This window comes from Bradyrhizobium sp. LLZ17, assembly GCF_041200145.1.
Taxonomy (GTDB): Bacteria; Pseudomonadota; Alphaproteobacteria; order Rhizobiales; family Xanthobacteraceae; genus Bradyrhizobium.
The window spans coordinates 1,473,193-1,488,359 of sequence record NZ_CP165734.1; the positions used below are offsets into that span (position 1 = coordinate 1,473,193).

Annotated in this window: 17 protein-coding genes, 1 tRNA gene and 1 pseudogene; 11 read left to right on the plus strand and 8 right to left on the minus strand. The window is 62.1% G+C overall.

The features are described 5' to 3' along the window. Window positions 1-215: 215 nt before the first annotated feature. From AB8Z38_RS07385 to AB8Z38_RS07405, 5 genes are all read right to left on the minus strand, one after another. Window positions 216-1,265, minus strand: a complete 1,050-nt coding sequence (locus tag AB8Z38_RS07385; RefSeq protein ID WP_369723870.1) for an AAA family ATPase — start codon at window positions 1,263-1,265, stop codon at window positions 216-218. Then, complete coding sequence (locus tag AB8Z38_RS07390; RefSeq protein WP_369723871.1) at window positions 1,262-1,552, minus strand: hypothetical protein; 291 nt, start codon at window positions 1,550-1,552, stop codon at window positions 1,262-1,264. The genes AB8Z38_RS07385 and AB8Z38_RS07390 overlap by 4 nt, the downstream gene beginning before the upstream one ends. Before the next feature lie 189 nt (window positions 1,553-1,741). Further along, on the minus strand, window positions 1,742-1,933 hold the full coding sequence (locus tag AB8Z38_RS07395; RefSeq protein WP_369723874.1) for a hypothetical protein: 192 nt from the start codon (window positions 1,931-1,933) through the stop codon (window positions 1,742-1,744). A 307-nt stretch (window positions 1,934-2,240) separates the two neighbouring features. Then, window positions 2,241-2,921, minus strand: a complete 681-nt coding sequence (locus tag AB8Z38_RS07400) for a hypothetical protein (RefSeq protein ID WP_369723876.1) — start codon at window positions 2,919-2,921, stop codon at window positions 2,241-2,243. Then, window positions 2,918-4,159, minus strand: a complete 1,242-nt coding sequence (locus tag AB8Z38_RS07405) for a tyrosine-type recombinase/integrase (RefSeq protein WP_369723877.1) — start codon at window positions 4,157-4,159, stop codon at window positions 2,918-2,920. The genes AB8Z38_RS07400 and AB8Z38_RS07405 overlap by 4 nt, the downstream gene beginning before the upstream one ends. A gap of 127 nt (window positions 4,160-4,286) precedes the next feature. Here AB8Z38_RS07405 and AB8Z38_RS07410 point away from each other — a divergent pair. From AB8Z38_RS07410 to AB8Z38_RS07455, 10 genes and pseudogenes are all read left to right on the plus strand, one after another. Then, window positions 4,287-4,361, plus strand: a tRNA-OTHER gene (locus AB8Z38_RS07410). Between the two features lie 53 nt (window positions 4,362-4,414). After that, on the plus strand, window positions 4,415-4,753 hold the full coding sequence (locus AB8Z38_RS07415) for a hypothetical protein (RefSeq protein WP_369723879.1): 339 nt from the start codon (window positions 4,415-4,417) through the stop codon (window positions 4,751-4,753). 47 nt (window positions 4,754-4,800) lie between these two features. Next, window positions 4,801-5,427, plus strand: coding sequence for a PilZ domain-containing protein (locus AB8Z38_RS07420; RefSeq protein ID WP_369723881.1), 627 nt, complete (start codon window positions 4,801-4,803; stop codon window positions 5,425-5,427). A 119-nt stretch (window positions 5,428-5,546) separates the two neighbouring features. Next, a complete protein-coding gene (locus tag AB8Z38_RS07425; RefSeq protein WP_369723883.1) occupies window positions 5,547-5,789 on the plus strand; it encodes a hypothetical protein in 243 nt (80 codons plus the stop codon). Window positions 5,790-5,988: 199 nt separating this feature from the next. Beyond that, entirely contained in the window at window positions 5,989-6,945 is a 957-nt protein-coding gene (locus tag AB8Z38_RS07430; protein WP_369723885.1) for an ABC transporter substrate-binding protein, read from the plus strand. A gap of 7 nt (window positions 6,946-6,952) precedes the next feature. Further along, window positions 6,953-7,827: pseudogene (locus AB8Z38_RS07435) on the plus strand (ABC transporter permease). Then, window positions 7,820-8,626, plus strand: a complete 807-nt coding sequence (locus AB8Z38_RS07440) for an ABC transporter ATP-binding protein (RefSeq protein WP_369723887.1) — start codon at window positions 7,820-7,822, stop codon at window positions 8,624-8,626. The pseudogene AB8Z38_RS07435 and the gene AB8Z38_RS07440 overlap by 8 nt, the downstream one beginning before the upstream one ends. 283 nt (window positions 8,627-8,909) lie before the next feature. After that, window positions 8,910-9,950 carry a PrsW family intramembrane metalloprotease gene (locus AB8Z38_RS07445; protein ID WP_369723889.1) on the plus strand — a complete coding sequence of 347 codons (1,041 nt, stop codon included), beginning with the start codon at window positions 8,910-8,912 and terminating at the stop codon, window positions 9,948-9,950. Window positions 9,951-10,023: 73 nt separating this feature from the next. After that, entirely contained in the window at window positions 10,024-10,602 is a 579-nt protein-coding gene (locus AB8Z38_RS07450) for an HdeD family acid-resistance protein (RefSeq protein WP_369723891.1), read from the plus strand. 235 nt (window positions 10,603-10,837) lie between these two features. Beyond that, the gene (locus tag AB8Z38_RS07455; protein ID WP_369723893.1) at window positions 10,838-11,923 is read left to right on the plus strand and encodes a 3-deoxy-7-phosphoheptulonate synthase; all 1,086 of its coding nucleotides are present in this window, start codon (window positions 10,838-10,840) and stop codon (window positions 11,921-11,923) included. A 54-nt stretch (window positions 11,924-11,977) separates the two neighbouring features. Here the strand turns inward: AB8Z38_RS07455 and AB8Z38_RS07460 are convergent, their stop codons facing one another. The 3 genes from AB8Z38_RS07460 to epmA are packed head-to-tail and all read right to left on the minus strand — an operon-like array spanning window position 11,978 to window position 14,429. After that, window positions 11,978-12,229 carry a hypothetical protein gene (locus AB8Z38_RS07460; protein ID WP_369723895.1) on the minus strand — a complete coding sequence of 84 codons (252 nt, stop codon included), beginning with the start codon at window positions 12,227-12,229 and terminating at the stop codon, window positions 11,978-11,980. 44 nt (window positions 12,230-12,273) lie between these two features. Beyond that, window positions 12,274-13,368: a lysine-2,3-aminomutase-like protein gene (locus tag AB8Z38_RS07465; protein WP_369723897.1), complete on the minus strand. Its 1,095-nt coding sequence runs from the start codon at window positions 13,366-13,368 to the stop codon at window positions 12,274-12,276. Then, window positions 13,365-14,429 (minus strand): EF-P lysine aminoacylase EpmA, encoded by a 1,065-nt coding sequence (gene epmA / locus AB8Z38_RS07470; RefSeq protein ID WP_369723899.1) that lies wholly within the window; start codon window positions 14,427-14,429, stop codon window positions 13,365-13,367. The genes AB8Z38_RS07465 and epmA overlap by 4 nt, the downstream gene beginning before the upstream one ends. Before the next feature lie 162 nt (window positions 14,430-14,591). Between epmA and efp the strand changes: the two genes are divergently transcribed. After that, window positions 14,592-15,158, plus strand: coding sequence for an elongation factor P (gene efp, locus AB8Z38_RS07475; RefSeq protein ID WP_369723901.1), 567 nt, complete (start codon window positions 14,592-14,594; stop codon window positions 15,156-15,158). Window positions 15,159-15,167 lie beyond the last annotated feature (9 nt).

Below are 15,167 nucleotides of genomic sequence, written 5' to 3' on the forward strand. Positions count from 1 at the left end.
GCGCGCGTGGTGCGAATGGCGGCCCATGCGGTAGCGCTCCCAAAGCGCCGCCTGAGGAAAGTAACCCGCATCCCGTGCGCCCCCAATGTCGCGCAACCAGCAATATTTCTCGAAACCTGCGGCGTTTAACATTGGACTGGCAACCTGGTTTCCCGCCCTGCTTGGCGCCAGCGGAAATCCCCCTAACACTGCTCACAACGCTCACAGTCGCGCTCTTACTCATCTTCATCAGGATCCTGTCTGGTGTGAGCGGTGTTAGAGGTGTTGGTGGGGGTGTAGCGGCCATATCCCTGCTTCTGGATCTCGCCCGCAGCCACCATCTGGCCGAGGAGGAACCTGACGTTGCCGTCCTTCATGCCCGTTGCCGCGGCGATCTCTTTTGGTCCGAGCGGCGACGTTTTGGTCAACGCGGCGAGAATTGCCCTCCGTTCGTCGGAGCGACGCACGTCAGCCGCCTCCCCGAGAACCGCCCAGCTCCCAGCATTGAACAGCACCGCTGTCTCGCGCTCCTCTACGTCGCGACCGCGAACGTAGAGCGTCCGACCGTTTGGCCCCTGGTCCAGAACAATGGTGGTGTCGGCGCAGGCTGCTAGGCCGTTGGATCCGGATAGCGCCTCGAGAGGATCGTCCATCGCGCCCTTCTTGGTGTGATGCAGACCGAGCACAGCCACTCCATGTCGAGTCGACCATTCCTGGAGCGGCGCCCAAGTGGAATAGTCCGACTCATAGGCGTTCTGGACCTTGTTGCCGGGAGGCTTGATCCGCTGAAGGACGTCGATAACGACCAACCGAGGATCCTTCACCGATATCCGCCAACGATCCAAACGGTTGATGAAGCCGTCGTTGAGCAGCGGAGCTTCCGTGACCCACTCCAGCCGCGACATGTCTGGCAAGTTCTGATCACGAGGGAATAGCGCCCTGATCCGCGATTGGATGCGGCGGGGACCATTTTCAAGGTCGATGTACAAGACGTCGCCGCCGACACAGTCGATGGAGCCCATCGCGACGCCGGGAGTGGCAACGGCGACGGCCCAATCAATAGCCAGCCAAGTCTTGCCGAGCTTCATCCTGCCAGCGAGCACGACGAAGCCAGCATAGACATAGCCGGGAATGATCGCCTTCAAGGGCGGGAATGTCGCCGCCATTAGGTCGTTTGTGTTGGTACGCTTGAAGCCAGATCCGGACCGATCTCGAACCGCGGTCAAGGCGTCCAATTCCCCGTTGCTCATTTTCTCGCCCGGAAACTCGGTGATGCGAATGTTCATGCAACACCTTCCGCGAGGCCGGCCGCCATTATCTTCTGAATGGCTTCGATTCCGTACTCGAGATAAAGCTGATTGTAGAGCGCGGCTGTATGCAGGTGGTCCGCAGCGGCAGCACGATTGAACAGCCCAAATCGAACCAACCCCACCACATGATCAGCCTCAGCAGCGAACGCGCAAAGCTTGGCGTTTGCGATATTAAGGCAGATCTCAGCCTGCAAGATCGACCACTGCGCCGGATCAAGTACACGTATCTGTTCGGCGAGGTCGCACTCCAAATTCAGATTCACTGTGCGCGCTCCCCATAGATAAGAGGCGCAAGCAACGCAGCGGCAGCTCCGCTAATCGCGCAACGACGTGTAAGATTTGAAACTTGAAGGCGTCGGGTAATTTTGCTAGCTTGCGAATTGTCCAAAGCACCAGCAAGGACCATTTCGCAGACCCGGCCGTCACCAGCGGTCGGGTTTTGCATTTCCAGATCACGCAAGGTGGAGCACCTCGCGAACGATCTTGTAGCGCCGAAATTTCGTTGCGAGCTTTGGCTCCGGCGCCGTGCCCTCGGCTACTGGCTCGGCAAACAGGTAGCTGGGGAACGGCCCGGCCACGGCGTCACCGCAGACGAGTTCGAATAGTTTATCATCGCGCTGATGGATCTCCTGGAGGCGAGGCATTTACGCAACCTCCTTGCGGCCAGCGGCGCCCTCGCACGAGCGGCGCCAATCCGCGGCTGCCTCAAGGGAAATCAACGTCCGAGAACCAACCGACATGGTTTTCGGAGCTTTTCCCTCCGAGCGCAACTTGTAGAACATGGCTCGCGAAATGGCATGAGTCGAGCAAAACTCGTCGACTGAATAGCAGGCCTTGCCAGTTACATTGCCTTGGATGGTATCCATTCTCGATCTGTCCAGCATTGGTTTCGATGGACAGATAAAGACAACGACAGCCACTCAGGAAAAAGACACGAGTTGTGATGGCTCGTTATCCGCTTTTCGTGGTATTTAGTTTCGTCTTTCGACCACGGCGAGGTAGCGCCGCGTCCAAGAATTTCATTCCGGAAAGAGCGCTCTTTAGCCGCGACTCGTCCGGTACAGGGGTTATTCTGGCCGAACGAAAGGTCTCCTTGATGAGCTTCGCGAATAGGCCGGACCTCGAATAGCTGGGGGTCACTTTGAAAGAATCAGCGTAGCCGCGCGCGATATCGCGGACCAGACCGTCGATTCTAACCGTCATGCCGCCGCCTTCAATCAATGCTGAGGCGGCCCCTGAAATAAGCCGCAGCCTCTTAACATCCTTGTCAAGGTCGTCGAGACTGATTGCTTCCTCGCGGAGCCGGCCGGCGTTCTTTGAGAGCCAAATCTTCTGGACTAGAACAGAGGCCGTTATTCGATCAAGCGCGCCCAAATCTCGAGCCAGTGCAGTTGCGGCCTTCTCAATCGAACGGGCCAGTTTTATGCCCCTCTGATCAGACGGGACGGCCCCGGTATAGAATCGATGTTCCCCTATGGCCTCGTCGACAGCGCGGACAAATTGATCTTGCTGTGAGCTGTCCCCTAGATCGCGAGCAATTTCAAATACACGCCTCCGAAGTGCTTCGGCCTCCTGGGGCGAAAGACCAATTAACATTGCGGCGACCGGTTCGCGGGGAGGATCATTACTCATTGGAACCTTGGCCCCCCGCTTCGAATGGCATCGGCCACGAAAGATGGCGCAAGATGACCATAGTGCTTTTCAACCATCCGCGTCGTCGAGTGGCCGAGGTTTTTGGCGACGACCATTAGCGGCACGCCGTTCATTACGGCATGACTCGCCCAGGTATGGCGAAGGACGTGGAAATTCGCGGCCTTGATCTTTGCCAGCTCGCAGGCTTCCGCGATCGGATCTTTCTGATGATCGCGCACCCATGGCTGATCATCGTCTTTCACGAACATGGGCGCGTCGCCTAGTCGCCCCTTCGTGATTGATGCAAAGAAAGCCGCGCCCTCCTCGGTCAGGACGATGTGCCTCGGCTTGTCACTCTTGGACTGGCGGACGGCAATGGTCCCGCTGTCTGCGTTGAAATCTTGCACGGTGAGCGCGCACAATTCGCCATATCGCCCCCCTGTTTCCAAGGCACCGCGCACCAGCCGCTGGAAAGCAGGCAAGCTCGCCGCTAATAACAGCTTCACTTCATCAAGTGTGAGATACCGAACCCGCGCCGAATCTACGCCATGGAACGGCTTAACACGACGCCATGCTGCATCAGACGGGATGCTTTTGGGGTGGTCATGCGCGGTAAGATTAAGAGCGGCCTTCAATATCGTGAGTATCCGGTTCGCGGACGACTTTCGGCGACGCTCATTTTCGGGATCATCGATGGACTTGAATTGCTGTTTCTCGCCCTTCTTTGTACGGACACGCGCTGGCGACTTGGCAAGCTTTGAGATCCATGCGCGGACCTGTTCCGGCACCAAAGCGTTGATCTCGACCGCACCTAACGTTGGTAGAATGAAGGCATCGGCGGCATAGCGTGCCTCGCGCCCCGAGCGGCTTCGCTTCGATTCCAGATACGTGACGTAGGCCTCGATCGCATCCTTGACAGTAAGGGGCTTGGTCTTGCCGACCGCGGCATGGGCGCGAGCGACCATGCGCGTTCGTGCCAGCGTCTGAGCTTGGGGGAAACTGAGAATTGCAACGCCGTCCGGGTCGGAAAAATCATCAGCGATAGCGATGGTCTCGACCTCATAGGCCTGACCACCAAGGTAGTGCCGCGCCAGCCACTTGCCGGCGCCGCTGAGCGGCTTTCGGTAGCCGAGGTGTAATCCCGGCTCCAACCCTCGCCAGTACGGCTTGCCGCGCGCCTTGAGCCGGCTGCGCGCGGTGCGCGTGTCCAATAAGGCATCCCTGATTGTGCGCGCCATAGCATCTTTCCCACGGTGGCAAACTGCATCGTGTCCAACATGTGTCTAATATCTTTGAGTGGACGTCAATGGACAGGCATGCCCGCTTATGGCCTAACTATCTGATTATTTTCATTATGTTCAAACGAGTGTGGACAGCGGTGAACGCCGTATCCTTCCTTTCACGGTGGAGAGAGCGGTTCGATTCCGCTAGGGAGCGCCATACCTCGCTGCCGCCGGCCGGCGGACCGGCCCCGCAAAATCCACCCTCCCCGCGTGAACCTCCCTGCCGCTTACCTCCGACCCGGGCTCGTCTTCCAATCGCGCTTCCCGCTGTATCTCGGCGCCTTTTTCTTCTTCACGGATGGCGAGTTCATCGAATGGGTGCTGCGCAAAGCGGGCATCCGGTTCGAGCCCGACGCGATCGGGCCTGATCTCGTCAAGTGCTTCGCCTCCCGGTTCGGATGGGGAGCGCTGCTCGCGTCCTGGAAAGCCTCCGCGCCGCGAGAGAGCGTGCACCTCGCGAAGGTCCCCCTGCGGCTTACTACCGCCTCCGGCGTTTACCAGAAATTTACCCCTGCTCATGAGTGCCGGTATCATTTGCTTAGAATTTGATTGCTACCGTGGAATTACGGAAACACTCCGCAACACGATTGGCCTACATGTCCGTCGCCGAATTCCTCAAGCAGCGTGCAGTGGACGTCAACGTGGGCGGCAGTTATTCGCTGCCGCGCTGGTACGATTGCGAGGGCAGGCTCAGGACGTTCGCCTGCCGCACCAAGCGCGTCTCGCCGTTCCGGATGATCGTGGACGTGCCGGTCGTCGGCAAGGTCGGCGAGCGCGTCACCTCCTATTTCCAGGAGTTCGGCGAATTCGAGTGCACGATCACCGCGACGCTGAGGATGGGCTTCCTGATGGAGCTCGAGATGACCCGGGCGCGGCGCGCCTGGATGTCGGAAAAGCTGACCTGGCTCGAGAAGAGGCAAAAGGACGCCAGCCTCGCCGAGTTGCGGCATGACGCGCGGTTTGTGCCGCAGGTCCCGCATACGTTCCTGGCGCTCGCCGACGGCAGCACTCATCCCTGCTTCATCATCGACGTCTCGACGGCCGGGGTTGCGATATCCTGCGAATACGACCCGCCGATCGGAACGCCGCTCGCGGTCGGGGCCTGCGTCGGGCGCGTCATCCGGAAATTCGAGAACGGCTTCGCGGTCAAATTCGCTCAAAAACAGCAGCGCGTCGACCTCGTCCGCCTGATCGTCCGGTCGGGACTGAAGCAGTCGGCGTGAGGGGGGGCGGCCGCTTCGCCTCCGTACCGCCGCCACGCCGTCGCCTCATTGCCGGGTCAGTTTTTGCGGGTCCGTGCGTCGTGCCGGACTCATGGGCAGAACTGCGATCGGGGGACCGAATGGCAGTGGACAAGATCACCTGGGACAGGGTCGGCCGGGTCACCGAGCCCGGACGCTACATGTACACCTTCGGCTGGCTCACCATCACCGCCGGCGACCTCGCGATCTGGCAGCAATATCCGCAGGCGGCGTTCACGCTGCTGGCGCAGCGCCCTATGCGGGACGAGGCGACCGGCGAGGAATTCCACCTCGGCGCTTTCGACGTCGCACCCGATCCGCGGCCGCCTTTCACCACCCACTAGTCTCTCGTTCCCAAGCGTCGTTTCCAAGGGTGGTTTCCAAGGTCGATTTCGCGGCGGAGCCGGCTTGGACGATGATCAAAAAGGCAGCATCATCAAATTATTACCCGAGCCTATGATCGCCATTTAGCGAATAAATTTCACTTCTTGTTGCGCCGCAGCTAGGCATCGCTGTGCCGGGCGGACCCAACAAGGACACGCGATGCGAGATACCACGCGACGAGAGTTCATCCGCTTAGCCGCAACCGCCGCGGCGCTGCCCGCAACCAGCTTCCGCGCATTGGCCGATGACCGCGTCATCAAGGTCGGGACGCTGAAGCTCATCCACGGCATCACGCCCTATTTTTATGAGAAATTCGCGCCGGCCGGCGTCAAGATCCAGGTGATCCCGTTCGAAAGTCCCACCGACGGCAAGAACGCTGTCGCCACCCGCACCGTCGACTTCGGCATTTTCGGCTTGGCAGCAGCGACGCTTGGCGCGGCCAACGCCGAGCCCGTCGTCGTCATTGCTGCCGCCTGCAACCGCGGCATGGCCGTCGTGGCGGGAAAAGACTCTGCGATCAATTCGATCAAAGACCTCAACGGCAAGAGGGTCGCGATCTGGCCGGGCTCCACGCAGGAGGTCGTGATCCTCGACCGGCTGACCGCCGAAGGCATGACGATCAAGGACATCGAGCCGGTTCGCGTGTCGTTCAGCGACATGGCGCCCGCCCTCGCCCGTGGCGACATCGACGCTTATGTCGGCGCGGAGCCCGGGCCCGGCATCAGCCTGGCCAACGGCGTCGGCAAGATCGTGGAATACCCCTACTCGACGCCGACCGGCTCGCTGAACATGGTGCTGACCACGCACCGTGAGTTGATCGAAAAGGATCCAGACCTGATCCGCACGTTGCTCGCAATTCATCGCAAGGCGAGCGAATATGCGATGAGCGATCGCGAGGCGTTCGTCGCGATGGCGATGCAAAAGCTCGGCCAGCCCAAGCCGTCGATCGAACAGGCCGCGCCCAACGTGGAGCTCACCTGGAATATCGATGCGCTGTTTCTCAAGCAGGCGAACTATTACGGAACGCAAATGCTGGCCAAAAAGCAGATCCGCGAACTCCCGGACTACGGCAAATTCATCGAGCCGAGCTTCGTGAAAGCCATTGCCGCGATGTGAGCGAGCGATGAGCCGGTCGATCAAAATCGCACCTCCGGCCGAGGCAGTGGCCGACCGCGCAGCGAAGAGCACCCCGGCCAGGACGTCGCGCCCGTGGAAGCTCCATCGTCTTCGCGCCATCGCGCTGGCGGCGGTGGTGCCGCTGGGGCTGCTGTTGTTCTGGGACATCATGGTGCGGTGGACTGGAACGCGACTCGTGCCGCTGCCGTCCGGCGTCGCCTTGATGATGAGGGATTTTGCAATCGGTGGAATCTACGATGACGCCTACAGCGCGAGCCTTGCCATACATTTCTGGAAATCGGTGCAGCGCGTCTATGGCGGCTTTCTCTGCGCGGCCGTCATCGGAATTCCACTTGGATTGATGATCGGCCGACTGCCGCTGTTGCGCGCGGTGCTCGATCCGACGCTGTCATTGTTGCGGCCGATTCCGTCACGGCGTGGCTTCCATTGTCGATGATCTTCTTCGGGCTTGGCGCCAAATCGGCGATCTTCCTGGTTTTCCTGGGGGCCTTCTTTCCAATTCTCCTCAACACCATCTTTGGCGTGAAATCAGTTGACGTACGCCTGTTCGAAGCCGCCGAAATGCTCGGCTGCGCCGGGCCAAAATTATTCCGGGCGGTGGTTTTGCCCGCGGCCCTGCCCAGCATCTTCAACGGCCTGCGTCTTGGCGCCAGCTTCGCCTGGATCCTGATCGTGGTCGGGGAGATGACAGGAGTTCCGGAAGGCCTCGGCGCGGTGATCATGGACGGCCGCTCATTGTCGCGCACCGATCTGGTCATCACCGGTATGATCATTATCGGCGTCACCGGCTTTGTCTCCGACCGCATCCTGCTTTGGCTGAGCAACTATTTCCTTCGCTGGAGCCCGCAACACCATGTCTGACAGCCAACACGCGCCACCGATCCTGCGCGTCGATGATCTGCACAAAGTCTATGACGCGTCCAATGGCCCGGTCGAGGCGTTGCGCGGGATCGATCTGACGATCCAAAAAGGCGAGTTCGTCTGTTTGCTCGGCGCATCAGGCTGTGGCAAGTCGACGCTGTTGCGGATCATTGCCGGTTTCGAGCAGGCGACCAGCGGCTCTGTCACGATGTTCGGATTTGGGATTGATCGTCCTGGACCCGACCGCGGAATGGTGTTTCAGGACTACGCGCTGTTTCCCTGGCTGACGGTGAAAGAGAATATCGCCTTCGGACCGAGCCAGCGGCGGCTCGCTTCCAAGGATGTTGCCGGGATCACCGAGAGATTCATGGCGATGGTGGGACTGGCTGCGTTCGCCGACCGCTATCCGCATCAACTGTCCGGGGGCATGAAGCAAAGGGTCGCTATTGCGCGCGTGCTCGCCAACGACGCCGACGTCCTGCTGATGGATGAACCGTTTGGTGCCCTCGACGCTTTGACGCGCAGCAAGCTGCAGGAAGAACTGATCGATATCTGGAGGGCCACCAAGCTGACCGTGATTTTCGTGACCCATTCGGTCGAAGAGGCCGTCCTGCTCGCGGACCAGGTGGTGGTGATGACCGCGGGGCCCGGCCGCATCGATTGCCAAGTCCAGATCGAGCTGCCTCGCCCGCGTGATGTCTCGTCGCCAGAGTTCAATACCCTTCGGCGCGACGTGACACGGCGGCTGACCAGCCATATCGCCCGGGGCCGGGCGCTCGCCGCGACCGCGGATTCCTGATGTGAGACTTGCGGTGGCGACACGTACATCGTGAATCGAAGAAATCTCCGCATTCTCTTGATTTTGCTGGCCGATCGCGATCTCATCGCCGCGGCGCCATCGCTGTCATCGATCGCAGACGGGTCACGTCATGTAATTGATTGGGCTCGCATTCCCACCTCGGCAACGCTACGGATGAACAGAGGCTGTCACACTCGTTAAGCGACAGGACAGCTGGCGCATGACACATCGTCGCATCGGTCGACGTAGATAAGCCGGTCAAGGAAACGTATTTTCGACCCCGATGTACCTGATTGAAGCACTGCCCACCGTGATCGGAACGGCCGCCATCGCCCCGGCGCTGCTGATGCTGTGGCTTGTCATCGCGGCCGAAGAACGCCCGGGCCCGCCGACCCAGGTTTGGACCGCGTTCCTGCTCGGCGCGGCCAGCATCTCGCTGCTCGGCCTCGCCCGCGCTCCCTTCGCCAGGATGGTTGCGGCGCCGGACAATCCCTGGGCGGAGCTGGCCATGCATTCGGTGTTCGGCGTCGCGCTGCCCGAGGAAGCCGTGAAGGTGATCGCCATCGTGCTGGTCTCCTCAACCAAGCGGCGAACCTTCGCCAATCCGATGGACACCGTAGTCTATGGCGCCGCGGTCGGCCTCGGCTTCGCCGCCTATGAGAACCTCGCCTATCTCGTCCAGCACGCCGAGATGTGGCGCTCGCTCGCGGCCCTGCGCAGCGTGCTGACCGTGCCGTTCCACGGTGCGCTCGGCATCATCGCCGGCGCGTATCTGACGATCGCACGGGCCGGCACGGCGCTGGGTGCGCACCGCCGTCATCGCGACTGGGCCCGGCTCTCGAGCCGGCTGCTGATGCTGGCGGGCCCGCTGGCGCTGCACTCGGCCTTCGACTTCCCGCTGCTGACGCTGCAGCAAATGCCCGATCTCGATCCGACGCTGCGGATGTGGCTGGGCGCTGCCAGCCTCCTGATCGGCTTCAGTTCGATCGCCTTCGCCACGCGCCTGGTGCGGCGCGTCGCGCGCCACCACGCTCCACGCACCGATATCGCGCGCGAGCGGCTCAGCCAACTGCGCCGGATGTGGGCGCTGCTGCTCACCGGCGGTGGGATCGGCTTCCTCGGCCTCGCCTTCGTGCTGACCTCGATCCATCATTGGCTCATCAATCCCGAGCGCAACTTGACGCTGGCGCTGATCCCGATCGGTCTCACCTCGATCCTGCTCGGCATCGCGCTTCTGATCGTCACAACCGCGATCTATGTTCTCGGCCGCAACCGTATCCGCACCAGCGGAGAGGGTTTTTCGTCAGCGCACGGCGGAGGTTGATCCACGGCAAAGCCAGGCCGGCACGCACACACTACATTGAGCTCCATCTGCTCCTGCGACGTAGAGGTCCCCCATGACATCGCCCGAGGATTTTTCACGGCTGCAATCCGCCATGAGCGAGACGGTCAAGGCGCATTGGAAGGCCTTTCTGTTCGAAGGCATCCTGCTCGCCGTTCTCGGTGTTGCTGCGCTGATCCTGCCGCCGCTCGCAAGCCTCGCCATCGCGATCTTCCTCGGCTGGATGTTCTTGATCAGCGGCATCGGCGGGCTGATCGCGACCTACTGGGCGCGCAGCACGCCGGGGTTCTGGTGGTCGCTGATTTCGGCCGCACTCGCCGTGCTCGCCGGCATGTTGCTGTTGGCGCGCCCAATGCAGGCCGTGCTGACGCTGACGATCGTGCTCGGCGCCTATTTCCTCGCCGAGGGGGTCGCCACCATCATGTATGCGCTGGAGCACCGTCGTGAGCTGAGCGGCCGCTGGTCGTGGCTCCTGATCTCGGGCCTTGTCGACATCGCGATCTCGTTCATGGTGATCACGGGACTGCCGAGCACGGCGGAATGGGCGATCGGCGTCCTCGTCGGCATCAACCTCTTGTTCGGCGGCGCCACCCTGATCGGCATGGCGCTGGCGGTACGCAATAGCAACAGTTGAGACGCCTCGTCGCGCCCTGCGCGGTCTTAGGGGGTGACAATCCGCCGACCGCGCGCTATATGGGCTGCCATGATCACCCTCGTCACCAGCTACTTTTGGTACTTTAGCTACGACAGCTCGCTGGCGGCAGGAGGATCGCGCTCAATCTGAAACATTGCAGCAAACGTCCGAACAGCCGCCAGACCTGGCGGCTTTTTTATTGGCCGGCAGGTTCTCAAAATGACAGGAGCCCGCCGTGCTGAGCACGACCGACGATCTTCGTATCCGCGAACTGAAAGAGCTAAGCACGCCGGAAGAGGTGATGCGGGAAGTCCCGCGCACGCTCACCGCGACGCGTGTGGTGATGGCGTCGCGCAACGCTATCCATGCCATCCTCAATGGCCAGGACGACCGGCTTCTGGTCGTGGTCGGCCCCTGCTCGGTGCATGACCCCAAGGCTGCGATCGAATATGCGGAGCGCCTTGCTACGTTGCGCGAGGACCTCGCCGACCAGCTCGATATCGTGATGCGGGTGTATTTCGAGAAGCCGCGCACCACCGTCGGCTGGAAGGGCCTGATCAACGATCCCGATCTCGACGGCAGCTTCGACATCAATAAGGGCCTGCGGCTGGCGCGCAACGTGCTGTCGGCCATCAACAATCTCGGCCTGCCCGCCGGCGCCGAATTCCTCGACATGACGACGCCGCAATATATCGCCGACCTCGTGTCCTGGGCCGCGATCGGCGCGCGCACCACCGAGAGCCAGATCCATCGCGAGCTGGCCTCGGGGCTGTCCTGTCCGGTTGGCTTCAAGAACGGCACCGACGGCAATGTGCGGATCGCGGCGGACGCAGTGAAATCGGCCTCGCACCCGCATCATTTCATGGCCGTGACCAAGCGCGGCCGTTCGGCGATCGCCTCAACCGCCGGCAACGAGGACTGCCACATCATCCTGCGCGGCGGCAGCAAGCCGAACTACGATGCCGAAAGCGTCGCGGCGGCCTGCAACGAGCTGGCGAAATCCGGCGTCGCGCCGCTCGTCATGGTGGACGCGAGCCACGCCAATTCGAGCAAGAAGCCGGAGAACCAGCCGCTGGTCACCGCGGACATCGCCGGCCAGATTTCCGGCGGCGAGAACCGCATCATGGGCGTCATGATCGAGAGCAACCTGGTCGCCGGCCGGCAAGACGTCGTGCCCGGCAAGCCGCTCACCTACGGCCAGAGCATCACCGACGGCTGCATTGACTGGGCGACCACGACAAGGGTGCTCGAGCAGCTTGCCGACGCCGTCGAGATCCGACGTAACATACGGCGCGCCGGGCTGAACGAGCGCTCAGCCTAGATGTGAACGCGGGCGGGGCGATGCTGTTCGCGCCCTGCCCGCAATCGGCGCGGCTCAGCAGCCGCGGCAGATGCTCTTGATCTTCTTGTCGAGCGCCTGGTTTTCCTTGCTCAGGGGATCGTTCGGATCGCTCGGATTCTTCTCGCTGGGCACATCGCTGGGGCGCACCTGGCGATGACCGACCGGCGCCGGCGGTGGCGAGCCGGATGTGGCGCCGCCCGACGTCGATCCCTTGGTGCCGGTTTGCGCGACCGCCACGCCGCCAAGCAGGACCACGAGCGACGCGGCCACAATGATCTTCTTCATTTCATTCCTCCATTCCTCAACCCGCCGTTACCCCCCGTCACCGCTCAGGTCTCGGGCGGATAGAGGTGAACGTCGCCGCAATAGTCGATGATACGATAGCGCGTTTCCGGCGCCGCATCACGTATGTCGGGTGCGGTATTTTGCGCCGCCAACACATAATTCGGCCCCACTGGCGACTTGCCCGCGCCGCCGGGAATGTCGATGACGTAATCAGGCTGGCACAGTCCCGACACCCGTCCACGCAACTGCCGCATCAACTCCTGTCCCTGCGCCAGAGTGGTGCGCAGGTGCGCAGTACCCGGCGCGAGATCGCCGTGATGCAGGTAATAGGGCTTGATCCGGCATTCGACGAAAGCTCGCATCAAATCCGACAGAGCCGTGCTGTTGTCATTGACGCCGCGCAAAAGCACGGACTGGCTCACCATGGGAATTCCGGCATCGACGAGCCGCGCGCAGGCGGCGCGCGCGGCCGGCGACAGCTCGCGCGCATGGTTGGCATGCAGCGCGACCCATGTGGTCGCGCCCGTCACCTTCAGCGCAGCGACCATGTCGTCGCTGATGCGCGCTGGCTCAGCCACGGGCACGCGGGTGTGAAGGCGGATGATCTTGACGTGATCGATACGAGCGAGATCGGTCATGATCTCGCTCATGCGCCGCGACGACAGCATCAGCGGATCGCCACCGGTCAGGATCACCTCCCATATCTCGCGGTGCGAACGAATGTAATCGATCGCAGCGCGGTAGGCGCTGTCCGAGAGCGCATTCTCCTTGCCCGGGCCGACCATCTCGCGACGGAAGCAGAAGCGGCAATAGACCGCGCAGACATGAACGAGCTTGAACAGCACCCGATCGGGATAGCGATGCACGATGCCGGCGACCGGCGAATGCGGGTGATCGCCGATCGGATCGGCGTTCTCGCCCGGCTGCAGCTCCAGCTCTGCGGCCGTGGGAACGAACTGCCGGGCAATAGGATCATCGGGATCGGAACTGTCAATCAGCTCGACCAGCGCGGGCGTGATCGCGACCGCATAGCGCGCGGCGACGCGCTCGAGCGCCGGCAGCGCTTCGGCGGGTGCAAGATGCTCGGCCACGAGCTCGGCCGGCTCGCGCAGTGTTCGTGCCAGATTGGTCTTCGTCATGTCTCGCTTGTCGTTTCATCTGCGGGCGGCGTCCACACCACCTGGTCAATCCGTGTTGCGCCGCTCGCCAGCATGACCAGTCGGTCGAAGCCGAGCGCGACGCCGCTCGCCTCGGGCATCGCGGCAACCGCCGTGAGAAAATCCTCGTCCAGCGGATAGGCCTCGCCATAGCGACGCAGCTTCTCCGCCATCGATTCCGTGAAGCGGCGGCGCTGCTCGGCCGCGTCGGTTAACTCGCCAAAGCCGTTGGCGAGCTCGACGCCGCAGGCATAGATCTCGAAACGCTCCGCCACCCGCGGGTCGTCGGCCTTTGTGCGCGCCAGCGCCGCCTCTGGAGATGGGTATTCGAACAGGATGGTCAAACGCCCCTGCCCTAGATGCGGCTCGACATGCTCGACCAGAACCTTGCTGAAGACATCCGACCAGGTGTCGTCCTCCGCGACGCGGACCTTGCCGGCGGCCGCTTCTGCAAGTGCGGCCCGATCGCCTTGGTCGCCTGAAATGGTGGCAAGCAGGTCGATCCCGGCGAACCGCTCAAAGGCGCTGGCAACGGTCAGAAGCTCCGGCTCGGCAAAGGGATCGGCGGTGCGGCCGCGGAAGGCGAAGGTCCCGATCCCGGTCGCCTGCGCCGCATGGGCGATCACGACGACACAATCGGCCATGATGGCATCATAGGGCGCGCCGGCCCGGTACCATTCCAGCATGGTGAATTCGGGCAGATGCAGGTCGCCGCGCTCGCGGTCGCGGAACACCCGGGCGAATTCGACGATTCGGGGCTCACCGGCTGCCAGCAGCTTCTTGCAGGCGAATTCCGGGGACGTTCGCAGGTAACGCCTGGCACGGCTGCCGCCGGGACGCACGATCTCGGTGTGCGGGGCGTGGAGATGGGTCTCGTTGCCGGGAGAGATCTGAAGGACGGAGGTTTCGACCTCGACGAAGCCCTGTTCGGCAAAAAAGCCCCGTAGAGCCCCGGTGATCGCCCCCCTCGCCTGGAGGAACGGCCGGCGGTCCAAGTGTCGCGAGGGGGACCAGAACGGCGAAATCGGCTTGTCCCCAGCCATCAACCGACCGCTCCGCAGGCCAGCAAAATGCTGGCATTCAACGACAAAATGCGTATGTTGCGGCCCGAAACGGGCGCCAAGGTCTGATTTGAGGCCCCAGGTCCCCCATCAATTTGATCACGTCCTGGCCGGTGCCGGGCCAAGCAAGCAGGAAATATCGCTTTGAGAGTCATCGCCAGTTCTATTCGCAAGGGCAACGTGATCGAGCAAGACGGCAAGCTATATGTCGTCGTGACCGCCGAGAACATCCATCCCGGCAAGGGAACTCCGGTCAGCCAGATCGAAATGCGCCGAATCTCGGACGGGGTAAAGATCTCCGAACGCTACAAGACCACCGACCAGGTCGAGAAGGCCACGATCGAAGAGCGCAACTACACCTTCCTGTATGAAGATGGCGACGGCTACCACTTCATGAACCCCGAGAGCTACGACCAGGTCCAGGTCTCCAAGGACGTCATCGGCGACGCGGCGGCGTATCTTCAGGAGGGCATGACCGTCAAGCTGTCGCTGCACGGCGCCAACCCGGTCTCGATCTCGCTGCCCCAGCGGGTGACGCTGGAAGTGGTCGAAACCGAGCCCGTGACCAAGGGCCAGACCGCCTCCTCCTCCTACAAGCCCGCCGTGCTCTCGAATGGCCTGCGCACCACCGTGCCGCCGCATATCGCGGTCGGTACCCGCATCGTGGTGATGACCGAAGACGGCTCCTACTCCGAACGCGCCAAGGACTAAGCGAGGGAT